Origin of the sequence: Microcoleus sp. B3-D2 (assembly GCF_036705345.1) — a bacterium.
Lineage (GTDB): Bacteria > Cyanobacteriota > Cyanobacteriia > Cyanobacteriales > Microcoleaceae > Microcoleus.
The window spans coordinates 37,478-62,198 of sequence record NZ_JAUBUG010000034.1 but is presented as its reverse complement, the minus strand read 5'-3'; the positions used below and the strand labels follow the sequence as shown (position 1 = coordinate 62,198).

Here is a 24,721-nt window from a genome sequence, read left to right as displayed (position 1 = left end):
CGGCTGGGAACGTAGGTTTCGAGGCTCTGCCTCGCCGAAGGAGGCTCTGGCTCACGGTTTTAGGAGGCAGAGCCTCCGGGACTTCATTCCCAGGCTCTACCTGGGAATGAGATTAAGCGAGATTAAATCTTGCTCGCTCCCCTGATTCAAGGGGAGGGCTGGGGAGGGGTTATTCCGAAACTCCAACCAGAGCCTTTTCATGTTCGTTAGCAGGCCGCGTTTGTCCCCGTTCCGCAACACGAACAATACTCGGATCGGGCAAATCGGAATTCACAAAATGCTGGAACCGCTGCACCTTTTGTGGGTCTTCAATCGTCGTTTTCCACTCACATTGATAAGTATTCACTAAATGTTCCATCTGCGCTTCTAATTCAGCACAAATCCCCAGAGAATCCTCAATTATCACCTGTTTCAAGTATTCAACCCCGCCCTCAAGTTTGTTCAACCAAGTAGCAGTGCGTTCTAATCTGTCTGCCGTGCGGATGTAGAAAACCAAGAATCGATCGATATATTTAATCAGCGTTTCCTTATCGATATCCGTCGCCAGCAAAACCGCGTGTTGTGGCTTAATGCCGCCATTGCCGCACACGTACAAATTCCAACCATTCTCCGTCGCAATTATCCCAAAATCCTTGCTTTGAGCTTCCGCGCATTCGCGAGTGCAACCAGAGACAGCAGATTTGAGCTTGTGGGGCGATCGCAAACCGCGATACCGCAATTCAACCTCGATCGCCAAACTCGTAGAATCCTGCACCCCAAAGCGGCACCAAGTGCTGCCAACACAAGATTTTACAGTACGCAGAGCCTTACCGTAAGCGTGTCCCGACTCAAATCCCGCATCAATCAACCGACGCCAAATATGCGGCAATTGATCCACGCGAGCTCCAAACAAATCAATCCGTTGCCCGCCAGTAATCTTAGTATAAAGCCCAAAATCCCTGGCAACTTCTCCCAAAACAATCAACTTATCGGGAGTAATTTCTCCCCCCGGTATTCGCGGCACCACCGAATAAGTACCGTCGCGCTGAATGTTTGCCAAAAAGTAATCGTTCGTATCTTGCAAACCGACGTGAGACTTCTCTAAAATATGGTCATTCCAAGTAGAAGCGAGCATCGAACCAACAGCAGGCTTGCAAATTTCGCAGCCCTTACCTTTGCCGTGTCTTTCAATCAACTCCTCAAAGGTTTTAATCTCTTGAGAACGCACTAAATGGTACAATTCTTGACGGGAATATTCAAAATGTTCGCAGAGATTATTTTTGACGGCAAACCCAGCTTTCTTCATCTCCGCCTTGAAGATATCCGTCACCAAAGGCACGCACCCGCCGCAGCCAGTCCCAGCTTGAGTGCATTTCTTGACGCTGGCAACATCCGTTAAATTGCGATCGCGAATCGTTTCACAAATCTGCCCTTTGGTAACATTATTGCAAGAACAAATTTGAGCCGATTCCGGCAAACTGTCTACTCCAAAACCCGCCGGGAATCCCCCTTCTCGCGGTGGCATTAACAAATCTTCGGGATGCGGCGGCAGAGCAATTTCATTTTGCATGAATTGCAGCAAAGTGCCGTAAGCCGAAGCATCTCCCACGAGAATTCCGCCTAAAATCCGGCTGCCGTCTTGATTTAAAACTAATTTTTTGTAAATGCCTTGGAAGGTGTCAGTGACAACAATTTCTTTAGCATCCGCCGACTTGGGAAAAGGATCTCCAAAACTAGCGACATCCACCCCCAATAATTTGAGTTTAGTGGACATATCCGCACCTGTAAAAGTGCTTGTGGAACTGGCATCTTGCCCGTCATCCGCTACAATGCTCAAAATATCTGCTGCTACGCTTGCCATTGTATACCCAGGCGCAACTAAGCCGTAGATGCGATTTTGATAGAGCGCACATTCTCCGATCGCATAAATGTCAGGATCGGAGGTTTGGCAGCTATCATTAATTACAATGCCACCGCGTTCTCCTACTTCTATACCGCAACTTCGGGCAATTTCGTCGCGGGGGCGAATGCCAGCAGAAAACACAATCATATCTGTTGCCAATTCCGAACCGTCAGCAAACAGCATTTTAGTAACTTTGCCATCTTCGCTGACAATTTCTGTGGTAGATTTGCTGGTATGAACCGAAACCCCCAACTCTTCTATTTTGCTGCGAAGAATTGCACCGCCCATCTCGTCAACTTGCACCGGCATCAGCCGCGATGCAAACTCAACTACGTGAGTTTTTAGACCCATATTTTGGAGCGCGTTTGCACATTCTAGACCTAACAAGCCGCCGCCAATTACTACACCAGTATTGCAATTTTTAGCGTAATCTAACATCGCTTCCAGGTCGTCAATTGTCCGGTAAACAAAAGTTCCTGTAGCGTCTTTGCCTTTAATTGATGGCACAAATGGATAGGAACCTGTCGCGAGAACAATTTTGTCGTAGGGAACTTTTAAACCGTTGGCTGAAGAGACTATTTTGTGTTCCCGGTTAATGGCGACTGCTTTGTCGCCGATGTGAATTTTTATGTCATTTTCTTGATAAAATCCCGGTGCAACTAAAGATAAATCTCCCGCTGTTTTGCCAGAGAAAAATCCGCTGAGGTTTACGCGATCGTAAGCAACGCGCGGTTCTTCACAAAAAGTAATTAAATTCCAGTGTTTGGCAGCATCCGAGCTGACCATTAACTCTAGGAACTTGTGACCTACCATGCCATTGCCGATTACAAGGAGGTTTTTTTTGGCTGTCATTAGAATCTCTTTTATCCCGTTTATCAGTCGTTGGGTTTATTAATATAAGACTTTATTGTAAACTTTTGTACTTATATATACAAAAAATGGATGTTTATGCAATTGTCGAATACTTTCGATTGCATTTTTGCATGGCATGATGTGTGCGATCGACTTAAGTAGGTGCGTCAGTCGATTTTAGATTTTAGATTTTAGATTTTAGATTTACTTCACAGTTAAGTATGGTGCATCAGCTAAGTATTTTTGACAAAACGATTAACATTTTTACTGTGACGCACCTTACAGTTTTCTAATTTTTAATTATTATTTAAGCTCCCATGCTCGAATACTGCTTCAAGCCCTGCCGCCAAAGCCAGCGATTCCACACAAAAAATACCGCACTCCAACCCAACATTACCAACAAACTGCGGCCTACATCTACGGGCAATCCGATCAAGATTGAAGCGGGAAAATGAATCAAATAAGGAAAAGGGGTCCACAAAACTACTTCGCGCACGGGTGCGGGAAACACTTCTAAGGGCGCGGTAATTCCCGATAAAAACAGGTAAATTAAAGACCAGAATTGCTCGATCGCACTTGCCCTTTCCAGCCAAAAAGCAAACAGCGCAAAAGTATACTGTATCAGAAACCGCAAACAAAAAGTCAAGACGATAACCAACAAAAATAGCAAAAACCTGCCCAAACTCGGCAGCCAAAAAGACTGCGGGTAAATTGCAAAAAATAGCAGCACTAATCCGAATACAAAGGGCAGCCTTGCAAACCTTTCGGAAACGTGAGATACGAAGTGGTGCCATACGGGATCGAGAGGCTGCAACAATCTATTAGATAGCTTGCCTTGCACTACTTCCTTTTCAAACTCCCAAATTACCCAAACTACATTTACTTGCCTGACAATGAAAGTGGCTAAAAAATAACGGGCAAAGTCGAGGGAATTCAGCCCAAATTGACCAGTCTTGGCCGCCTGCACCCAAACACCCATCAAGATAAATGGCAAAGCTCCCGACAGGGCCCACAAAAACAATTCTGCCCGGTATTCGAGCATATAAGCGTAGTAGGTAAATAACAAAGTTTTAGCAATTTTGATTGATTTTGTCATATCATTTTTAGATTTAATTTTTCAGTTTTAGCAACGGGCAAGATGCCCGTTCCACACAACATTGAAACTTTAGTAAAACAGATATCTTGCCTGTTATGGATCATGAACCCAGCCAAAAACATTACACTTTTCCCGTGCGGAAAACGCGACCGATTACCTCTTCAACGGGCGGATCGGTAACAGTCAAATCTATCACTTCCAACTCCGCCAAAATCTTCGCCACGCTCACCGTCAGCTCTTCCCTTTTCACTAAAAAACGCACCGATTGTCCCTCAATAGATTCTACCTCCCCGTAAGCAAAAGCACTATCTTTTGCCAGCGGCTTAGCTAATTTTACCTGAACTTCCCGATAAGGTGCAAACCTGTCGAGCAATCCGTCTAAACTGCCATCATAAACTAATTGGCCTTCATGGATTAACAAAACGCGCTTGCACAAAGCAGTAATGTCGGCCATGTAATGGCTCGTCAACAGCACCGTTGCTTGATAGCGCTCGTTATATTCTCGCAGAAATTGCCTGACGCTAAACTGTGCGTTGATATCCAAACCTAAAGTCGGTTCATCTAAAAATAATACTTCCGGCTGGTGCAGCAGGGCCGCCATCAATTCAGCTTTCATGCGTTCGCCTAAAGAAAGCTTTCGTACCGCCTGATTTAACTTGCCTTCTAGTGACAGCATCTCTGTCAATTCTCCGACTCGCCGCCGATAATCTGTATCGGGGATGCCGTAGACAGCGGCATTGATTCGCAGAGAGTCAAGCACAGGTAAATCCCAAATTAACTGCTGTTTCTGCCCCATCACTAAGGTGATTCTTTGCAGAAAATCTGCTTCCCGACGAAAAGGAGTGCGATCGCACACTCTCACCGTACCAGCCGAGGGATAAATCAAACCAGTCAGCATTTTCAGCGTAGTAGTTTTGCCCGCACCGTTAGCACCGAGAAACCCCACCACTTCCCCCGGTTCAATACTGAAAGAAACGCCCTCAACTGCTTTGATATTGCGGTAAGTGCGACTAAAAAAGTGTCGCACTGTTCCTTTAAGCCCGGGTTCTTTAATCGCTACCGGATAAACTTTGCTCAAGTCTTCAACTAAGATAATTGGCATCGGTTCAAATTTTAACTTTTATTTTAATCTAGGGTATTTCCATCAGGCTTGTGCCAAGATGGAGCGATCTAGCTGTCTAGTATGGTACGCCAGGGATTGCTCGATCGCTCACAGGAAGTAACTGTGTTCTGGCGCACCCTAATAAGCTGTAGAATATTGCACAATATCCATGCTCACATTGCACCAAGTTTACAAATATGGTACTCACCCCAGATAATTCAGGCATCTCTCGTTTGGTAGGAGACAATTCTTCTGAAAATATTACACTTGCACCAGGACAACTTGCTAGTTTTCCTGGGGGACTTTGGATGGTGGGCGGCAATGATACTGTCAGGGGCTCGTCAGATGCAGAACGGATTTTCGGCAACGATGGTAAAGACAGTCTGTTAGGCGGTGTCGGCAATGATTCTATTTACGCCGGCAAAGATGATGACGATGTTTTGGGAGAAACTGGCGACGATTTCTTGACAGGAGATAGAAATAGCGATTTCCTTGATGGGGGTGCGGCAAATGATTTGCTGCGCGGAGGACAAGGTGTTGATTTGTTAGTGGGCGGAGAGGGTAATGATACTTTAATTGGCGACAGAGAGGTGGATATTTACCAAGGTGGTGCAGGGAACGATGTATTTGTTTTGAGAGTCGATCAAGCGGGAAGCAGAGTAGTTGGAATTGAAGTTCCTGACGCGGTAATTGTGGATTTTGATAAGTCTAGCGATTCGATTGGAATTAGTGTGGCATTTACCAGCAGCAATATTTCCTTGGAAGAGGTAAGTTATAGCTTGAACGATCCGAGACTGCTGCTGATCGATCCTGCAACTGTAACGGGGGGAACGAGTTTGTTAGCCAAGGGTGGCATCTCGCGGCAAAGTCTCGATCCCGATGGCAACGGCCGTGTAGAAGCTACTAATATTAGATTTGGTTTTACTAATGCTTTGTTGGGTACTGTGTTGAACGTGACCCCAGCCGATTTAAACGGTCGTTTTATTAATGCTAGTTCTTTGCTTTGAAGCAGCTAATTGATTAATTATCTCTCAAGAACGGGCATCTTGCCCGTTCCACAAAAAAAACTAAGTTTTTGTGGAACAGGCATCTTACCTGTTCTTCAGTTGCGTTTTTCCATTGCCCACTGCATCAAACCGGGGAACAAACGATAAGCTTCCGATGCCAAAAAAGCAGGACCGACGGTAACTTCTGCACGCTGGTTTTTCACAGCATCCCAAATAGCTTTAGCAATATCTTCTGGCTGAGTTGCCCACTCAGATTTTAGCATTTTGCTCATTTGCTGGCGGCGCAATTCGACTCCGGGTTCGTCTCGATCGCGAAATTGAGCTCTTTCTAAAAAATCGCTGTTAATCAAGCCGGGATGCACGGCGCAAACGTGAATACCTTGAGGCGCTAATTCCAATCGCAAAGTTTCTGTTAAACCGGTTACTGCATATTTGCTGGCACAATAAGCAGTCATTTGAGGCAAAGGCATTTTGCCACCAATAGAACCAACATTAACTATTGTGCCAGTTTTTCGTTGCAGAAAATGTGGCAAAATTTCTTGAATTGTGTTAACGCATCCCCAAAAATTGGTATTCATTAATTGCTGCCAGTCTTCGGAGGTAGTGTGCTCGATCGCCCCCGCGAGACAAATGCCAGCATTGTTAACTAAAACATCGATGTTGCCGCAGGCATCTAGGGCTTTTTGGACGATCGCGCGCACTTGGTGAATGTCGCCGACATCCCCCGGAATAGCTACAGCGGAAGTACCTTCTCGCTGCACTTGAACCGCTGCTGCTGCCAATCTCTCTGGCTGGCGAGCTACCATCACTACATCGTAACCTTTACTTGCAAATAAAATTGCTGTTGCTTTGCCACTTCCTTGAGAAGCGCCTGTAATCAAAACTGTAGGAGCCATAGATAGTTATAAATTGTAAGTGGTAATTGTTTTTTTGCGATATTGAAACTATAACAGAGGTTAGATAATTTTAGGCGCGACCTCTATTAATAATTATTGAGTATAGGATTTTTTTGTGCTTCGCGAACGGGCTTTTTTTAACGAACCGCGAAGGCGCGAAGGACACGAAGGAAGAAAGGAGAAGAGAAGATGAGAAGAAGAGAATAGAAATTATTCATAATTTGTGCGAAAATTGCTTTGTAAATTTTCCCAATGCCCAATGCCCAATGCCCAATGTCTAAAAAATGAATCTTCCGAAACAAGCACCTAATTGGTCGATCGCCCTAGTGTTAATTATCGGCGTTTTAGCCGTCTCAACTTCCTCAATCTTAATTCGGCTGGCTAACTTTTCAGCAGGGGCGGGCGGTTTGGGTTTCAGTCTGGTACTCGCGGCCTCTCGTCTGACTTTATCTGCTTTAATTCTGCTTCCGGCTTGGCGGAAAATTCAGTGGAACGCCCTGCAACCGGGAACTCGGCGCTATGCTGCTGCTGCGGGTTTGTGTCTTGCCCTGCATTTTGCCCTCTGGATTACCTCACTTTCTTATACTTCGATCGCCGCCTCGACTGCCCTCGTCACCACTAATCCTGTCTGGGTAGCGCTGTTATCGCGCTTCTGGTTCGGGGAAAAACTCAGCAAAATGTCGATCGCCGGCATTACTATAGCCCTGACTGGGGGAATCGCGATCGCCCTCGGAAGTGCCGGCGCAGCCGATGCTGGCAGCAGCCAACTGTTGGGCGATTTCCTGGCTCTGGCTGGTTCCTGGGCTGTCAGCTTGTATTTGCTGCTGGGCCGGGAAGCTCAGCGGCGGGGACTGGGAATTGGTGGCTATATCGCGATCGCCTATACTGTTGCTGCGATCGTCCTGCTGCCTCTCCCGTTCGCCTTCGGCACTACTTATACTAATTACCCCGACATTGTATATTTTTATATTTTGTTAACGGCCGCTTTGCCTCAGTTAGTCGGCCACACCATTTTGAACTGGGCCGTAATGCAGATTTCCCCAACTCTGGTAACTCTTGCCATCTTGTTTGAACCGGTTGGGGCGAGTTGGTTGGGTTATTTGCTGTTTGGGGAAGTGCCTGGGCCGGCGGTACTCGCAGGTGCTGGGGTGCTGCTGTTGGGGGTAGCAACCGCTACCGTCGGAGCAAAAAAAATTACTGTCAACAGTTAAGAGTTAACAGTTTTCGACATTGCCACTACAGTTGCCGTGAGTCAGAATAAAACAAATTAGGGCTTAAAAACCCCAATAACTCATCAGTGAAATATCGATTCAAAACTATCAAAGGTCTGAGTAATGACTAATAATACTCGGCTGCCTTTAGGAGAATAAAATTATGCTGCCAGAACAACTACAGCGGATTATCGGCTACTTTATCGAAGAAACCACAGAACAGATCCAAATTATCGGGCAAGGCTTGCAAGATCTGCAAAATACCGTGCCAGATCCCCAAAGAATACACCAGCTCATCCGAGCCTCGCACTCGATTAAAGGGGGAGCAGCTATGCTCGGATTTAGCAGCATTCAGCGCATTGCTCATCGTTTGGAGGATTATTTAAAGCTGCTGAGAGAATGTCCGATCGCCATTGATAGCAGGCTACAATCCCTCTTAAGCGAAGTTTTTGATATTTTAGTAGCCCTTGTGTCAAAGGTTTCTAAGGGTTTTGGGCTCAAGCACGAAGACGCAAACCAAATGCTATCAATCGCCGAACCAGTTTTTGACGAACTCGACGCTTACCTGAGATTGCGAATTCCCACTCGCCTGACGGTGAGAGCTACTACGGACGAACATATTCACGTTTTCTCCGGTTACTGCACCTCCCTGAGCGAATTTTCCTCGACTATCGCTTCGCGCGTCGGTTTGCTCGGAGGCACTATTACCCGCCACGATCAGGATAGCCAGGGTCTACGCCTTTGTATTGACATTTACCTGCCGCCTTACACCAGGATCGAAAACATCCGCCAAGCTGTCGAACTCTCCGGCGCTATTATCGGGAATGTTCAGACGCAGCGGGACTTTTCGCTGCTGGCGACTGCGGATTATCCGGTTTACCAAAGTGCGATCGAACCTCCCGCAATTTGCATCGGATGCCGCTACTATTACGGCAGAAGCGATGGCGGCTACCTGCTCAACTGCACGATCCATCCCCGCGGCCCGGAAACCGAAGATTGTCGCGATCGGGAACCGGAATAAGCAGTAGAAAATCTGGACTCTGATCCCCGATTTGCAACCAGGGAAAACTTTCTTCTGAAACCTATATTCTCCCTGACATCTTTGACATTACCCCGACCAAATTATTTTTGAGTTCCTAGATAATTACATCCTTCTCTCCCAGATAACTAAATCCTTCTTCCTCTGGAGAGCTCCCCTAACAACTGATACTGCAACTCGAATTAATTGCATCATGCTTGCAGGATGAGCGATCGCCCAGACATTGATTGTCAGACAAGTGATTCCCATAACTAACAAGATGTATGTCGGAGGCATTACTACCCCGATCGCGAACCAGCAAAAAACGTGAAATATCATTGCTGTAGCCCAAAGGCTGGCGACAACCACAGACGCCCAAATTTGTATTCGAGGTCGGTTTAGCGCTGTCAAAATCACTGTCAGCAAAGTAGTCAGCAAGTTTGCCGGAACTAAAAAGGCACAGATAGCTATGCAGTAGGTATGAGAAAATTCAGTAACTGTATTGAAGTCGATCATCAGTCTAATTGTCGGGCCTGTTGGATATACTTAAAGAGCTTAGCGTGACTTGACTTTCAGATCTTGTCACCCTTACCTTAACTTAATATTTCAGTAAGTAGGCCGCTCTGGAGACGCATTTCTCTCCCGCTTTTCCAGCAGGCAAAATTTTACCACAAATATTAAAGTTTTGGGAAATTATTAAACATACTTGAAGAATGGCAAAAATTGCTGTGATAATTAACATCGGGAAGCGATAGTATAGAAGAGCCAAGTCGGTAAAATTTCTAGAAGGCTGAGGCTGGTCTAACAGCAACATATACTGCAGGCTGGTTTTCGACTAAATCATTTTTGATTCGCTGAGTATCGGATGATTGATTCTCAGTGTCCGTCCCAGGATCGAGCCGTTATGCGATCGAACAATATGAGATTATAAAAAAGCCAATTTGCTCTCAAATTTCAAATCATTAGAACCCTCTCGAAATTATACAGCGGAAGGCAAAGCAAATGGATCGACAAATCACAATTCCCGCACTCGAAGAAGTTGACTTGACAAACTGCGACAGAGAACCCATTCACCTATCGGGTCACATTCAGCCACACGGGGTGCTACTTGTGGTACGAGAACCTGAACTACAAATAGTGCAAGCCAGCAAAAATACGCAAGATTTGTTAGGAATTGATGCAGAAAGTGCGATCGGTCAAGATTTAAGCTTATTATTCGATAAAATTCAACTAGAAAAACTCAAGACCTGTTTGCGGAAGGAAAACTTAAAAACCGTCAATCCCATTAAACTCACTGTTGAAAAAGCAGGTAAATATTTAGAATTTGACTGCATTCTTCACCGAGAAGAAGAAGAAGTTTTGATGGTCGAGTTAGAATTAGCCACCAGCCCAGAAAATCTTTCTGTTTTTAGCTTTTATAATTCAGTGAGAGCGACTGTCAGCAAAATTCAAAGCGCCCCGAATCTCAAGGAATTATGTCAACTAACAGTAGAAGAAATTAGGAAAATATCGGGGTTTGATAGAGTTATGGTCTATCAATTTGACCCCGAAGGCAACGGCGCTGTGATCGCTGAAGCTAAAGCAGAAAAGCTGAGTCCTTTTTTAGGATTAAACTACCCCAGCTCAGATATTCCCAAACAAGCCAGAAAACTGTATTCGTTAAATTGGTTGAGGTTAATCCCAGATATTAATTATCAACCAGTCCCCCTTGTTTCAGGCAAGAATGCGGCTTCCATCCAGCCCCTAGACCTCAGTTTCACCGTGTTGAGAAGCGTTTCTCCCATTCACATAGAATACCTGCAGAATATGGGCGTTGCAGCTTCGATGTCAATTTCTTTAATCAAAGACCAAAAGCTGTGGGGATTGATTGCTTGCCATAACTATACACCAAAATACCTCAACTATGAATTGCGCGCCGCCTGCGAATTTATCGGGCAAGTAATGTCCTTAGAACTGCAATCAAAAGAAGGAAACGAAGACTACGACTATAAACTACACTTAAAATCTATTCTCACCAAGATTTTTGAAGACATCTCCACCTCCGAAAACTTGTCACAAGTGTTAGTTAAATGTCAGCATAATTTGCTGGAAGCAGTCAACGCCCAGGGAGCAGCAATAGTATTTGGAGACAATTGCTATCGAGTCGGGCAAACACCTCAGGGAGAAGCGCTCAAATACTTAACTCAGTGGGTGCAAAATAACCTAAACAAAGAAATTTTTTATACAGACTCGCTGACCAAATGCTATCCAGAAGCTGAGGAATTTAAAGACACAGCCAGCGGTTGTTTGGCCGTAGCAATATCGCCGACTCAGAAAATATACGTTTTGTGGTTTCGCCCGGAAGTAATTAAGACCGTAAATTGGGCGGGCAACCCCAACAAACCAGTTGAAACCGATGAAAATGGCAACCCCCGACTGTCTCCTAGGAAATCCTTCGAGCTGTGGAAAGAAAATGTGAGGTACAAATCGTTGCCTTGGAAACAATGCGAAATAGACGCTGCATTGGAACTGAGAAAAGCAATGATTAATATAGTGCTTTGCCAAGTCGATAAACTAGAAAAATTAAATACAGCACTAGAAGCATCCGTCGCCAGAGAGCGCGAAAAAACTGCTAATTTAAAAACAGCGATGTCCGAGCTTAAGCGGGCGCAAACTCAATTGGTGCAAAGCGAAAGAATGTCAAGTTTGGGACAGTTGGTGGCGGCGGTAGCTTATGAAGTCACTAACCCGATTAACTTCATCTACGGAAATCTTAGCTATGCCAACGAATACAGTCAAAAAATGATCGATTTATTGCAGCTTTACGAGCAGCAATATCCGTCGCCTTCGCCAGAAATTCAAGCACAAATTGAAGCAGTAGAATTAGAGTTTATAGTTGAAGACTTACCGAAGTTGCTGGGTTCAATGAAAGTAGGAGCTAACCGCATCCGCGAGATAGTTCAGTCGCTGCGAAACTTCTCTAGAATTGACGAAGCAGAGATTAAACCAGTTGACATTCACGACGGATTGGACAGCGCTTTGCTGATTTTGAGCAACCGACTCAAACCGAAACCCGATCGCCCCGCAATTCATCTTATCAAAGAATATGGCTCTTTGCCTTTGGTTGAGTGTTACGCAGTTCAAATCAACCAAGTATTTATGAATGTACTGACAAATGCAATTGATGCTCTCGAAGATGCCTTTGTCAACAAAAATTTATCGTCGCACGGGGGCGGCGAAGAAGAGTCACTCAAGTGCGGACAAATTCGGATTGTGACTGAACTTTGTCCCGGAGAAAAAGCCGTAGCAGTTCGGATCGAGGACAACGGTTGGGGCATGGAAGAAAAAGTTCGCCAGAAAATTTTTGAGCCGTTTTTTAGCACAAAACAGGTGGGCAAAGGTGCGGGGATAGGTTTGGCGATTAGCCACGAAATTGCGGTTGAACAACACGGGGGCAAATTGACTTGCATTTCAGCCCCCGGAGAGGGAACCGAGTTGATTATTGAGATTCCCTTGAGCCAAACTCATCCCACACCCATTGTCAAGTAAACAAAGTCCGCGCTAGCGAAGCTATCCCGAATGGTAGGGAATCGCCCAAATTCAAAAATCGAAAATTCGATTAAAATACAAAAGCAGCTAAGTAGATTTGAGCCAATTCAGAGGAAGCTAGTATGACTGAAAAAAAAACCGCCCAATGGGATGCCGGCCGGTTTCTCAAAACCTTGGCTTATTTCGGCGTCATTCCCTTCATTGGCAGCATTAGCTGGCTGCAACAACTCTTTGGAAGCAGCAGCAAAACTAAAAAAGACCAACCCAAACTGGTACTGGTAGCCGGTGCTACCGGCGGCGTCGGGAAGCGAGTTGTCAAGCGGCTGCAACAGCGGGGATATAGAGTGCGAGCCCTCGTCAGAGATGCTAAAAGAGCAACAGAAATTCTCGGCAATAATGTCGAATTAGTCGAAGGAGATATCACTCTGCCAGAAACCCTAACACCGTTAGTAACCGATGGCATAGAAGCAGTTATCTGCTGCACAGGCACCAAAGTTCAACCAGTAGAAGGAGACACCCCAACGCGGGAAAAATACTATCAAGGCATCAAATTTTATATGCCGGAAGTGGTGGATGTCCCCGAAATTGTCGAATACAAAGGCATCAATAATTTAGTGCAAGCTGTTCGCCGCCCGCTAATTCAAGCAGGCGAAAAAATAATTTTTGACTTCACAAAACCCAGTCAAGATTTAAAAGAAACTTGGGGTGCGCTCGACGACATTGTGATGGGCGGCACTAGCGAAAGTTCGATCCGGCGGACAGACAATACAGCTATATTCACAGGCAATGTTTCTACTGCAAACTCGGGCGGTTTTGCTTCGGTGCGTACCCGCAACTTCGATCCTCCGCTTAATCTCGCAGGATTTAGCGGCCTCCAACTGCGGGTCAAAGGAGACGGCAAGCGCTACAAATTGATTGTTCGCAACGAAGCTAAATGGGATGGAATTGGCTATTGCTATTCGTTTGATACTGTTTACAATACCTGGATTACTATCACCGTTCCTTTTGATGAGTTAATTCCAGTATTTCGCGCGAAAACTGTCAAAGATGGCTCTAAATTTGATGCCAGCACTATTTTTTCTTTTCAGTTAATGTTGAGCAAGTTTGAATATGACGGCGCGCTCAACCCGAAATTTACACCGGGTATTTTTCAACTGGAGTTAGAATCTATTAAAGCTGATGGGGTACAGACTTTGCCGCGATTTGTGATGGTGAGTTCGGCAGGAGTTACCCGCCCGGGCCGTCCGGGAATTAACTTGGAAGAAGAACCGCCGGCAGTCAGGATGAATGATATGTTGGGGGGGATTTTGACTTGGAAGCTGAAAGGGGAAGATTGTGTGCGATCGAGCGGCATACCTTATACTGTTGTCAGACCTTGCGCTTTGACTGAAGAACCGGGAGGAAAAGCTTTAATATTTGAGCAAGGAGACAATATTAGGGGCAAAGTCAGTCGGGAAGATATTGCAGAATTGTGCGTGCAGGCTTTGGAACAACCTCAAGCTTGCAACGTTACTTTTGAGGTGAAAGAGGGGGAAAATGGCAGTCCTCCGGGAGAATGGCAGGGTTTGTTTGCGGGAGTTAAATAACATATAGCACTTCTTATAGCAATCCTAAATGAGATGTAGGGGTAGTGCCCCCGTGCCTACCCCGGCCTCATGGGGGCAACCACGGGGGGTTTGCCCCTACAAGAATTACACAAATGATTTAGGATTGCTATAGTAAAATGAGGTACGCTTGGTGATTGGTAATTAGTAATTGGTAATTGAGAAAAAGGCTCTCGCCTGCCAGCATACCTCACTTCTTTGAGAAGTGCTATGTGATAACCAATCTTGAGTCAAATTAAATGAACCGCGAAGACGCAAAGGACACGAAGGAAGAGAAAGAAAAAGATGCAGTTCTTCCTTCGCGCTCTTCGCGTCTTCGCGGTTTAATCATTCCGGTGTAACTGGATTTGGTATGATGAATAAAACAATCACCAATAATTAATAACCAATAACTAATAACTAATTTATGTCTGTGACTTTTTCCCGACGCTCCTTGACGCCTTATTTGTTTTTGCTACCTGCTTTATTTATTTTGAGTTTGACTGTTTTGTGGCCGGCGGTGCAAGCTTTTTATTTGAGTTTTACCAACTACGAATATGATTTAACTCAAATGCCGCAGTGGGTGGGTTTAAAGAATTTTAACAGGTTGTGGGGCGATCGCACATTTTGGCAAACTTTGACGAATACGCTGCTGTATCTCGCTTGCGTTGTGCCTGTATTGGTTGTTCTACCGTTGGGAATGGCGATTTTGTGCAACCAAAAACTTAAGGGGATGAACTGGTTTCGAGCAGCATACTACACGCCGGCGGTGATTTCAATGGTTGTCGCCGGGATTGCTTGGAAGTGGCTGTTTGCTGAGACTGGACTGCTGAATCAGTTGGGGGAATTGTTGGGTTTACCTCCTGTTTCTTGGCTGGCTAATCCGAAGCTAGCAATCTTTAGCGTCATGGCAGTTACTATCTGGAAAGGATTGGGCTATTACATGGTGATTTATTTGGCAGGGCTGCAAGCTATTCCGGCAGAACTTTATGAGGCGGCTGCTATTGATGGTTCTGAGGGTTTGGGAAAGCACTGGGATATTACTGTGCCGCTGATGAAGCCTTATTTAGTTTTAGTTGCGGTGATTTCGGCGATTTCTGCTACTAAGGTTTTTGAAGAAGTTTATATTATGACTCAGGGCGGGCCTCGCAATAGTTCTAAGACTGTTGTTTATTATCTTTACGAACGAGCTTTTAATGATTTGGAAATTGGCTATGCTTGTACGATCGGGCTAGTTTTGTTTTTGCTAATTTTGGGTTTGTCGATTTTGCAAGTTAGCCTTCAGGGTTTGACTCGCAATGATTAAGATTTATGACGGATTAGAACTGACGCACTCCGGGCATCATAAACTTTGTTTCTCGTTCTCATTCCTGTGATTACCAGGACTTTGTTACATTCAGAAACCGGGTTTATTGGTCTAGTTTCTACTAATTTTAGACTGGAATCTCGAAGTAATGCGATCGCTCACGGCTTTGGGCAGGTCTTATTGGCGAAATCACAGGTATAAATATAGGGTTTCTGCCAGTTCAGAGGAATTTCTAATAAATCCCTGCTTCCGGTCATTCCCTGTCCCAGAAAGAGCAGCACAGCGATCGAGCTCAAGATGACATGGATAGTGCGCCAGCGATTTGAGCGGTCTTTGTAAATGTCTTCAATGATGGCAAGCGAGAAAACCATAATTAGCGCAGCGGTGATGCCAATGTAGTAGTGAGACCAATACCATTCATTGGTTCGCCGATAAACGCCATCTTGAGTGCCAAGAATCACCAAACCAGTACCTGTTAGGGTGGCAAATAGGCCGCGCCATAAAGCGGGTGTCGCTCGATATAGCATGACCAAAGAGGCGATCGTTGCAACAAACATCAGCACAATGAAAATGACCTGAAAGGAGTTTTTGCTCCAAACATCCTTGCTCCAAATATGCTCAAAAATCGGGTAGGCTAGACCCAACAACGTCACTCCTACCACCGAACCTGACAGAATTCGACCTGCTTTGACGTGTTCGGGGCCGACTACAGGTGGAATTTTGCTCTTGGTGTCGATCGCAATTTGCTTCCGACGCTGCATGGTTTGCCACCCCATATTGAGAACAATACCAAGCATAGGAAAAACAATCGCTACAGCTAAAATAGGATGCAGCAAAGCCAGAAAATCTTTAAATTCCATAGATCACCTTTTTGTTGAAGAGGGTTGGCTTCATCAACCCGGTTTTTGCGATACATAATATCATACCCGCCGATCTCAGCACAGTAAGTTTGCAGTCAGGACTAATAGTGATTATTCACCCGCATATAGAGGGCTAAAGTCCTGACTGCAACCACGCTTTATGACGGGTAACTCACCGGAAATGTTGATAAATCAGAAGATATATAGCCATCCTAAATCATTTGTGAATTTCTTACTCCCTCCCCTTGATAAGGGGAGGGCTGGGGTGGGGTAAAAAATTTACGACTCCTGCAAGGATTGCTATAGCAGTTGTCTATTGGGTGAGGTACAACTTTCTCAATTACGCAATTACAATTACCTTGTTCTCAGGGAAGTGAAAACCGCTCGCGGTAATGTCAGTGCCGGTTAGCCACTAATTCCCTGCATCACTTTGAGCCTATATGTTACTCAGCCTTTCAGTATGAAAGAACTCCTCGCGAGAATGAAAGCACATCTGCGCCGAAATCAAGGAAATGACCCATATCAGCTAAAATTTGAAGACCTAATCTTGAACGGTTTAACCCGTGAAGTTTATCGAGGTAATCAACTAATTGAACTCACTGCAAAAGAGTGTGATTTGCTAGATTTTATGCTGCGAAATCGCCGTCAAGTTATTAGTAGCGACCCAATCTTAGAAAAAGTCTGGGCTTAAGATTTTATGGGCAAGTCAAACATTATTGAAGTGTATATTCGTGCGTTACGAATTAAATTAGAAGCAAGTAACTCCAAACGCCTGCTGCTTAGTGTTCGGGGAGTTGGATACGTGTTGCGAGAGCAAAAGTAATGAGGGGCGGATTTACAAATACTTGGCAGATGAAGTATGGATACTGGTGAACCCGCTCCTATTATACTACCTATTCTTTTGTAAAAAATAGACCTAGAAATCCGGTCGTTCCTGATAATCTTCCGCAGAACTAGGGTCTAATTCCCAGCGACTTTCATCTCGATGTTCAAGCATATTTGTTGTGTTCAAAATAGCGCCATCGGCAATTTCTATGCCCGCAGCGGCTCCCAGTTCGTCAACAATATCCAGGTCGGGAGTAGGTGCGGTTCCGCCCACCGATTGCTCGCCAGTGGCACTTTCTTGTTCCGCAGCAGGATCGCCATCCTCACCGCCGATTTGGGAACTGCTGGAAGAGTAGTCCGAACTGCTGTCCTGCAGGGTTGTTATGTCGTCTTGGCTCACCCCCGGTTGATCGATGACGCCGGTACCGTAAGATTCGGTAATTTCTTGAGGCAATTCGCCTAAATTATCGCGTTCTGTTGTTGTTTTTGCGTTGCTTTTCTTTGGCTGTGCCACGATACTTGCTCCTGTTTGTTTTTGAACTCAATTAAATTAAAAATGTCCGAATTTGGCTTTAACTGAATTGTTTTTAGTAATTGCCGCTGGCTATAATTAAGTGGTATAATAATTCCTATTTAAGCTTTTAGCTTCTATCCCAGGAAATATATGGATTCGGCTCAGCTATTTCATTGGGAATACAAAAAGCGATCGCCCTTTTGAAAATGGCGATCGCTTTTTAATTCGGAGGCTAATGCTATTCGGGAAAATCAGGGATTACCCATTTGGGGGGTTCCGTCCGTTTCCTTCTCACCGCTTCCTCTGCTATTTCTAGCAATTTATCCAGAGAAGTATTTTCAATAAAGTTGGACGTTGCTTCTGCGTATTCCCGCTTCGGGCACTTGTCGCCCAGAACGCAGCCATTGACGCAAGCTACAGCACAATCGACAGTGTTCTCCACCATAACTTTTTTCCTTTCACGGTTCCAACAACTAGCAGGCAGATGCTCTGGGTTAATTTGTCAAGAGACAGCTCTCTATCTTTATTTTACTTCACAAATTGTCTTCAAAGGTCGATCGCCAGCGCAAAACTGTTATAAAATCAAAGCAACCTACCTAATCTGCCGATCGTGAGTAATTTTCTGCAGCGCTTAAAACTTTTACCTTGGCGAGAAATGCTGCAAATTGCCGCCCTCGTCAACTCAATCGTGATTGGAGTGGAGCTATTTTTAGCCTGGGGTTTCACCCAATCGCGGGCAATCCGCAACGTCGTGACGCTGATTTACGGCTCCTCCCTGGAGATATTGATACCTTTTGCTGCGGCAGTGGGAATGGGAGCTTTAGCAGTGTATTTTTTAGAGTATTGGCAACAACAATTTTTGCTCAACCAAAGTAGTTTGTGGGTTTTAGTTTTGTGCGTGTTCTTGGGTTTGGTGTTAAAGTCATTCCTACCCATACCTCCTTTATTAGCAAGTGTATCGGAAGCTGCGCTAATGGGAGTTACGGTGGGAGTTTTTTGGAAGGGTCGGCCTTATTGGCGATAGTCATGCCATTTTAGATTGTAGATTTTAGATTAGCTATGAATGATAAATCTCCTGGTTTCGAGCTTGTCTAAAGTTGCATTCTTTTTTGAATATAAAATCATTCGTCCTTGGTCATTGGTTATTAGTCTATAGGTAGGTGTGCAATGCACACCTTACCGCTTAAAACAAGAAATTCCTTCTTCCTTCTTTCTTGCTTCTTATGGCAGCCAAAAATCGGGAATGAAAATTTTAGTCAAACTGCGAGTAAACTGATTAATCTTTCTCCCGATTTGAATGTGCGGTTCGTCAGCTTCCACGGGAATAATTGCCGCTTTGTTTCCGATTCCGAAACGCGAAATTACCAAATTTGCCGCCTCCAAACCAGTAACATAAGCCTTTTCCTGCGACCAAGAACCGTGACGGGTCACAACCCAATCCCCGCTCATCAATACATTATCATAACTTGTTACCGCAGGCAACAAATACTGATAGCTACCAGGGGCAAAATGCGTCACCGCCCGCGACAGCCGAATCGCGCTGCTGTCAATTACTTTTGCCTTCCGAAAAGCCGGAATGCAAGTCGCTAAATCCCGCTGAACTAAGCTAACAATTTCCTCATCTTTGAGGGGAATTAATTGATTGGCGTGATAAAAGTCAGCTTCTACAACTGTTCCCGGTTCGTCTCGAAATTCTTCGTGCAAAGCATTCAAATCAAAAAACGTCCAACCTGTAGTTGAACTAAAGCCAAAACAGGCATTAGAAGGCAGCGGAATGTCAATTTTTCGGTCAAACCAGAGACGAACAGCTAACACGTCAACTGCACCCAAATTCATCGCATTCCGAAACTCTTGGCGACTTTGCAAAGCGGGGCTGCTGCTGATAATTTTTTGCATTCCCGTGACGCCAACTGCAAAAATAACTGCATCTGCCTCAAAGGTTTCTTCGCCGCCAACAACGCCGGTTGCTCGGTTGTTGCTGTCAACTATTAAGTCAGTAACTCGCTGCTTTGTCAATACTTTTGCACCGAGTTTTTCCAGGCGTTCGACCCAGGGGCGAAATATTTTTTCTCCGACTGTTCCGCGACACCAAACTACATCAAAATCCGGTTGGTGTGCTAATATGAAATAATAAAGCATTCCCAAAGCTGCGGCAGCCGAACACTGTTCTCCTGGTGCAAATAAACCTACTAATAACATCGGTTCAAAAGCATCGCGGTACAGCCTTGCAGAAACGCCAAACTGTTTGAAGAGTTCGCGGGCTGTGACGCGATCGTACCTGCGCCAAGCTTCGTCGGAATTGTCGAAATCTAGGACGGCGTAGAGTAAGGGCAAGGCTGAAAGCCGATCGACTAATGGCAGCCTTTTAAATCTGGTGTAAAGAAAGGTTCCTAACGGTGTGGGAAGCCGCGGTTCGTCCTGAAAAATCGGCGATTCTACTTCCAATCCGGCGGGTGAATACTGACAAGAACGAGTCCAAGGCGTGAAGGGATCGAGTCCTAATTGCTTAACTAAGGAAAAGATATTTTTGTAGGGATACCAAAAGCCATGAATGCCTGCTTCTACGGAACGCCCGCCGGCGGTTTTCCACCCCGCAACTAAGCCACCCGGATAAGGGCCTGCTTCTAGCAGGGTGACATCATAGCCTTGCTGGGCTAGGTGATAGGTAGCGCCTAAACCGGCCCATCCTGCACCGACGACGACTATTTTTGGGGTTGACGATTCTGCTGACATTGCGTACCTCTTGATAATTTATTAATGATGACATAATTCATAAAACCCGGATTTGATATAAAATGTGTTGAATTATGTGCTAAATTTCGCTTGAGTGAATAATGAGTGTCAAAAACCGCCAGCAGACTAACCTGTTGCTGCTCTTATTTCCCGCTACGGCATGGCTGATGGTTTTCTTCATTTTGCCAGTGCTAATTGTACTTTTGTACAGTTTCTTAGAACGCGGTACTTACGGCGGCGTTACTTGGATATTTACTCTCAGCAACTACCAGCGTTTGTTCAGCGGACTTTTCTTAGGAGTAATTGGGCGATCGCTCTGGCTGGCTTTTCTAACAACAGCCGCTTGCTTGTTAGTGGGCTATCCCCTGGCATTCTTCATCGCCAGCCGTTCTCCCCGCTGGCGAAATGCTTTGCTTTTGCTGGTAATTATTCCATTTTGGACTAACTTTTTAGTGAGAACCTACGCCTGGATAATACTCCTGCGTAGCGAAGGAGTAGTTAACACAGCCTTGCAAAGCTTGCAAATTATTAGCGAACCGTTAAATTTGCTTTTTACGCCTTTCGCTGTGGCGATCGGTCTTATTTACGGCTATTTACCTTTCATGGTTCTGCCTTTATATTCTAGCATAGAACGCTTCAATTTTTCATTGGTAGAAGCCGCTCACGATTTAGGTGCCAATGACATTCGTACTTTTTGGCGCGTATTTTTACCATTAACAAGCCGTGGCATTGTGGCAGGTTCTATTCTGGTTTTTGTTCCTGCAGTCGGCGCTTTTATTACACCGGATATATTAGGGGGGTCAAAAACAGTTATGGTGGGAAATTTGATTCAAAATCAGTTTATGAAAGCCCGCGATTGGCCTTTTGGGTCGGCGCTTTCTATGCTGTTGACTGTAATCATATTGATTCCGGTTTTAATTTACTTCCGCGTGTCTGATGAAACTCAATAAGGTAAGGTATACACGAATCGTTGCACCCTGCGTTTAAGTTAAGATGCGCTAATGATTAATGATTAATGACTAATGACTAAAACAAAACTAGATTTACTCGTGCGGGCGATCGGCCAAAAGTGGCTTTGGGTACAAGCTGTACTAGCATTAGCCTTTCTTTACTTGCCAATTCTCATCTTAATTATTTACTCCTTTAACGCCTCCAGATTCAATGCCGTTTGGCGCGGCTTCACCCTCGATTGGTACCGCAGTTTGTTTAGCAATGCAGGCGCGACGATTGCTACGAGTAGCAGCGCCGGAATCTGGACAGCACTCAACAACAGCTTGCTAATTGCAGCTATTTCGACTGTGTTAGCAACCGTTTTTGGTACAACGATCGCGCTAGCGCTGGAACGCTTTCATTTCCCGGGGCGCAAAGCAGTAGAAGCTTTACTGTTTTTGCCCATTATTATGCCCGAAATTACGATCGGCATTTCGCTGCTAGTTTTCTTTACCCTAGTATTTCGGATCGTAGAAAATCTCACGGGAATTCGCCTCAATCTCGGCTTACCTACCGTAATTATCGGTCACGTTGTCTTTAATATTTCCTTTGTGACTATTACTGTCAGGGCGCGTTTGGCGGAACTAGATCCGATATTAGAACAAGCCGCTTTTGACTTGGGCGCTAACGAATGGCGGACTTTTTGGCGCATCACTTTCCCCCTAATTTGGCCCGCTATTTTCAGCGCGGCACTGCTGGCTTTTACTCTGTCGCTGGACGATTTTGTCGTGACATTCTTTACCACCGGCGTCGGTTCAGTGACGCTGCCGCTATTTGTTTACGGCATGATAAAATTTGCAGTGACGCCCGCGATTAATGCCATTTCAACTTTGATGTTGTTCGCTTCCTTATTGCTGGTTTTATCATCGTTAAAGGTTCAGAAAACTTAAAAATTTTACTTTTCTGTGTCATAATTATTTTCGTCTGCAACTAACACAACCTATGAAACGCCTGCTGACTTTCCTACTTTTGTTTGTGATGAGTGCAACGGTGGCTTTCGGCTGTAGCCCGACAGGTGGCAACCAGCAGCAAGTGCTCAGCATTTACAATTATGCAAGTTATATCGCCCCAGAAGCGATCGCCCAATTCGAGAAAGAGAACAATGTTAAAATTCAATACGACACTTTCGAGAACAGCGACGCACTATATGCCAAACTCAAACAGGGAAACCCCGGTTACGACTTAATATTTCCCGCCGATTACATGGTGAAAATCATGATCGCAGAAAATATAATTGAGCCGCTGAATTTAAACAATATTCCCAACCAAAAAAACCTAGAACCTAAGTTTATCAATCAAGCTTTTGACCCGGGGAATAAATATTCCCTGCCCTACCAGTGGGGAACGATGGGAATTGGCTACAACGTGAAAACAACCAAGGGCGATATCAACACTTGGGCGGCGATGTTCGACCCGAAATATACCGGAAAAGTGGCGTGGCAAGATGATGCCAGATACACATTTGCAGGAGTTTTAATGTATTTAGGATTTGATCCAAATACAACCAATCCCGAAGAGATTAACAAAGCCCGCGATTTGCTGATTAAAAGTAAAAATATCATTGCAGCTTTTGTACCAGACACGGGGCAAAATATGCTAGATCAAGGAGAAGTAAATTTGACAATGGAATGGAGCGGCGATATTTTCCAAGTGATGACAGAAAATCCTAATATCCGTTACGCTATTCCCAAAGAAGGAACAATCATTTTTTCTGACAACATGGCAATTCCCAAAGGTGCGCCCCAGAAAGAGTTAGCGGAGAAATTTATTAACTTTATTTTGCAGCCCGAAGTAGGCGCTAAAGTGTCTAATTTTACCCACTTCGGATCGCCCAACAAAGCAGCAATCGATCAAGGTTTAATCGACCCGAAAGATTTGAAAAACCCTCAAATTTACCCCCCTGCTGAGGTGTTTGGCAAAATGAAATTATTGCAGGATGTCGGGAAAGCAACTGCATTGTACGATCGAGCTTGGACGGAAGTTAAAGCAGGGGCTGGAAAGTAGATATAAAACAGGTTTTTGCCGGGGCTGGTTTACTTCTATTTTGAGTTTGTATTGGAGTTGTACCCTCGTCAAGAACGGGCAAGATGCCCGTTCCACAAAACTTAATTTTCTTGTGGAACGGGCAAGATGCCCGTTCCTAAACAAGTAATGGAGAATGGCAAGATATCAATTTAACCAAACCATAACTCAGATTTTTATCACTCAGACATACTAACACAATGCACGCTGTTGAAGTTTTAGACGTTTCCAAAGTATTTAAAAGTGTCCGCAGTCAAGATTTCTTAGCTGTAGACAACATTAATCTGCAAATTTACGATCGAGAATTCTTTTCTTTACTCGGCCCTTCCGGCTGCGGCAAAACTACAACTTTGCGAATGATCGCTGGTTTTGAAATTCCCACAGCGGGCGAAATTTACATTCACGGTCAACCGATGCAAAATCGCCCGCCATTTCACCGCCCTGTGAATACGGTATTTCAAAATTATGCTTTATTTCCGCACATGACAGTAGCACAAAATGCCGCTTTTGGGTTGGAAATGGAGAATTTGCCTCAGAAAACAATTCGCGATCGCGTTGCTGAAGCCTTAGCATTAGTACAGTTAACCGATGTAGAAAAACGCTATCCCCGCCAACTGTCAGGGGGACAGCAGCAGCGAGTAGCGCTAGCAAGAGCATTAGTCAAACAGCCGTCTGTTTTGCTGTTGGATGAACCCCTAGGAGCGCTGGATTTAAAATTGCGTAAAGAGATGCAATTAGAATTAAAAAAAATGCAGCGCAAATTGGGAATTACGTTTATTTATGTAACTCACGATCAGGAAGAAGCACTAACGATGTCGGACCGAATTGCAGTTATGGATGGAGGAAAACTGCAACAAGTCGGGACGCCTGTTGATATTTATGAATATCCTAAAACGCGGTTTGTTGCTGATTTTATTGGCGACAGCAATTTTTTAAGCGGGCAAGTAGTAGAAAAGCAAAACGGTCAAATAATAGTGTTGGTTGACCAGCAGTTACCCGTGTTAGTTGCGACAGCCGAAGATATGCCCGCTGGGAAAGTTGTCACCCTGGTGTTGCGGCCAGAAAAAGCTGCTATTTACCCGGCGAATTATGATGCTGAAAATACCTGGCCGGGAATAGTAGAAGAGGCTATTTATATTGGTACTGACACGCGCTATACGGTGCGGTTGACTGCTAAAAGTTCGATCGCCCTTCGCCGACAAAACTTGCACAGAGATGACTTGCAGCGACACAAAGTCGGCGACAGCGTTCGAGTTGCCGTGCCGCCGGAAAGTATCTGCATTCTATGAAAAATTC

Annotated in this window: 20 protein-coding genes and 1 pseudogene; 12 read left to right on the top strand and 9 right to left on the bottom strand. The window is 44.9% G+C overall.

Annotated elements, in window-relative coordinates:
* Positions 1 to 169: 169 nt before the first annotated feature.
* The 3 genes from nirB to QUB14_RS14700 all read right to left on the bottom strand — a co-directional run bounded on the left by nirB (position 170) and on the right by QUB14_RS14700 (position 4,932).
* A complete protein-coding gene (gene nirB / locus QUB14_RS14710) occupies positions 170 to 2,734 on the bottom strand; it encodes a nitrite reductase large subunit NirB (RefSeq protein WP_333217686.1) in 2,565 nt (854 codons plus the stop codon).
* Between the two features lie 307 nt (positions 2,735 to 3,041).
* Complete coding sequence (locus QUB14_RS14705) at positions 3,042 to 3,830, bottom strand: ABC-2 family transporter protein (protein WP_333217685.1); 789 nt, start codon at positions 3,828 to 3,830, stop codon at positions 3,042 to 3,044.
* 121 nt (positions 3,831 to 3,951) lie between these two features.
* Positions 3,952 to 4,932: an ATP-binding cassette domain-containing protein gene (locus QUB14_RS14700; protein WP_333217684.1), complete on the bottom strand. Its 981-nt coding sequence runs from the start codon at positions 4,930 to 4,932 to the stop codon at positions 3,952 to 3,954.
* Positions 4,933 to 5,129: 197 nt separating this feature from the next.
* Between QUB14_RS14700 and QUB14_RS14695 the strand changes: the two genes are divergently transcribed.
* Positions 5,130 to 5,939, top strand: coding sequence for a calcium-binding protein (locus tag QUB14_RS14695; protein WP_333217683.1), 810 nt, complete (start codon positions 5,130 to 5,132; stop codon positions 5,937 to 5,939).
* Positions 5,940 to 6,034: 95 nt separating this feature from the next.
* On the opposite strand, the gene QUB14_RS14690 is transcribed toward QUB14_RS14695, so the two are convergent.
* Entirely contained in the window at positions 6,035 to 6,835 is an 801-nt protein-coding gene (locus QUB14_RS14690) for an SDR family oxidoreductase (protein ID WP_333217682.1), read from the bottom strand.
* A 284-nt stretch (positions 6,836 to 7,119) separates the two neighbouring features.
* On the opposite strand from QUB14_RS14690, the gene QUB14_RS14685 reads away from it, so the two are divergent.
* Entirely contained in the window at positions 7,120 to 8,046 is a 927-nt protein-coding gene (locus QUB14_RS14685; RefSeq protein WP_333217681.1) for a DMT family transporter, read from the top strand.
* Between the two features lie 163 nt (positions 8,047 to 8,209).
* A complete protein-coding gene (locus QUB14_RS14680; protein ID WP_333217680.1) occupies positions 8,210 to 9,067 on the top strand; it encodes an Hpt domain-containing protein in 858 nt (285 codons plus the stop codon).
* A gap of 123 nt (positions 9,068 to 9,190) precedes the next feature.
* On the opposite strand, the gene QUB14_RS14675 is transcribed toward QUB14_RS14680, so the two are convergent.
* Positions 9,191 to 9,580, bottom strand: coding sequence for a hypothetical protein (locus tag QUB14_RS14675; RefSeq protein ID WP_333217679.1), 390 nt, complete (start codon positions 9,578 to 9,580; stop codon positions 9,191 to 9,193).
* A 486-nt stretch (positions 9,581 to 10,066) separates the two neighbouring features.
* On the opposite strand from QUB14_RS14675, the gene QUB14_RS14670 reads away from it, so the two are divergent.
* The 3 genes from QUB14_RS14670 (at position 10,067) to QUB14_RS14660 (ending at position 15,481) form a co-directional block, all read left to right on the top strand.
* Positions 10,067 to 12,592 carry an ATP-binding protein gene (locus tag QUB14_RS14670; RefSeq protein ID WP_333217678.1) on the top strand — a complete coding sequence of 842 codons (2,526 nt, stop codon included), beginning with the start codon at positions 10,067 to 10,069 and terminating at the stop codon, positions 12,590 to 12,592.
* 122 nt (positions 12,593 to 12,714) lie between these two features.
* Positions 12,715 to 14,178, top strand: a complete 1,464-nt coding sequence (locus QUB14_RS14665) for a CIA30 family protein (protein WP_333217677.1) — start codon at positions 12,715 to 12,717, stop codon at positions 14,176 to 14,178.
* A 424-nt stretch (positions 14,179 to 14,602) separates the two neighbouring features.
* Entirely contained in the window at positions 14,603 to 15,481 is an 879-nt protein-coding gene (locus QUB14_RS14660) for a sugar ABC transporter permease (protein WP_333217676.1), read from the top strand.
* A gap of 158 nt (positions 15,482 to 15,639) precedes the next feature.
* On the opposite strand, the gene QUB14_RS14655 is transcribed toward QUB14_RS14660, so the two are convergent.
* A complete protein-coding gene (locus tag QUB14_RS14655) occupies positions 15,640 to 16,341 on the bottom strand; it encodes a DUF4079 domain-containing protein (RefSeq protein WP_333217675.1) in 702 nt (233 codons plus the stop codon).
* 460 nt (positions 16,342 to 16,801) lie between these two features.
* Here QUB14_RS14655 and QUB14_RS14650 point away from each other — a divergent pair.
* Positions 16,802 to 17,164, top strand: a pseudogene (locus QUB14_RS14650) (winged helix-turn-helix domain-containing protein).
* 93 nt (positions 17,165 to 17,257) lie between these two features.
* Here the strand turns inward: QUB14_RS14650 and QUB14_RS14645 are convergent.
* The gene (locus QUB14_RS14645) at positions 17,258 to 17,680 is read right to left on the bottom strand and encodes a DUF6335 family protein (protein ID WP_333217674.1); all 423 of its coding nucleotides are present in this window, start codon (positions 17,678 to 17,680) and stop codon (positions 17,258 to 17,260) included.
* 238 nt (positions 17,681 to 17,918) lie between these two features.
* Complete coding sequence (locus QUB14_RS14640; RefSeq protein ID WP_333217673.1) at positions 17,919 to 18,125, bottom strand: hypothetical protein; 207 nt, start codon at positions 18,123 to 18,125, stop codon at positions 17,919 to 17,921.
* A gap of 165 nt (positions 18,126 to 18,290) precedes the next feature.
* Here QUB14_RS14640 and QUB14_RS14635 point away from each other — a divergent pair, with 165 nt between their 5' ends.
* A complete protein-coding gene (locus QUB14_RS14635; protein WP_333217672.1) occupies positions 18,291 to 18,704 on the top strand; it encodes a peptide chain release factor 1 in 414 nt (137 codons plus the stop codon).
* Positions 18,705 to 18,901: 197 nt separating this feature from the next.
* Here the strand turns inward: QUB14_RS14635 and QUB14_RS14630 are convergent, their stop codons facing one another.
* Positions 18,902 to 20,413: an FAD-dependent oxidoreductase gene (locus tag QUB14_RS14630; protein WP_333217671.1), complete on the bottom strand. Its 1,512-nt coding sequence runs from the start codon at positions 20,411 to 20,413 to the stop codon at positions 18,902 to 18,904.
* 101 nt (positions 20,414 to 20,514) lie between these two features.
* On the opposite strand from QUB14_RS14630, the gene QUB14_RS14625 reads away from it, so the two are divergent.
* From QUB14_RS14625 to QUB14_RS14610, 4 genes are all read left to right on the top strand, one after another.
* The gene (locus tag QUB14_RS14625) at positions 20,515 to 21,363 is read left to right on the top strand and encodes an ABC transporter permease (protein WP_333217670.1); all 849 of its coding nucleotides are present in this window, start codon (positions 20,515 to 20,517) and stop codon (positions 21,361 to 21,363) included.
* Positions 21,364 to 21,435: 72 nt separating this feature from the next.
* Positions 21,436 to 22,293, top strand: a complete 858-nt coding sequence (locus tag QUB14_RS14620; RefSeq protein ID WP_333217669.1) for an ABC transporter permease — start codon at positions 21,436 to 21,438, stop codon at positions 22,291 to 22,293.
* Positions 22,294 to 22,345: 52 nt separating this feature from the next.
* The gene (locus tag QUB14_RS14615; protein ID WP_333217668.1) at positions 22,346 to 23,407 is read left to right on the top strand and encodes a spermidine/putrescine ABC transporter substrate-binding protein; all 1,062 of its coding nucleotides are present in this window, start codon (positions 22,346 to 22,348) and stop codon (positions 23,405 to 23,407) included.
* Positions 23,408 to 23,625: 218 nt separating this feature from the next.
* A complete protein-coding gene (locus QUB14_RS14610; RefSeq protein WP_333217667.1) occupies positions 23,626 to 24,714 on the top strand; it encodes an ABC transporter ATP-binding protein in 1,089 nt (362 codons plus the stop codon).
* The last annotated feature ends 7 nt before the right edge of the window (positions 24,715 to 24,721 follow it).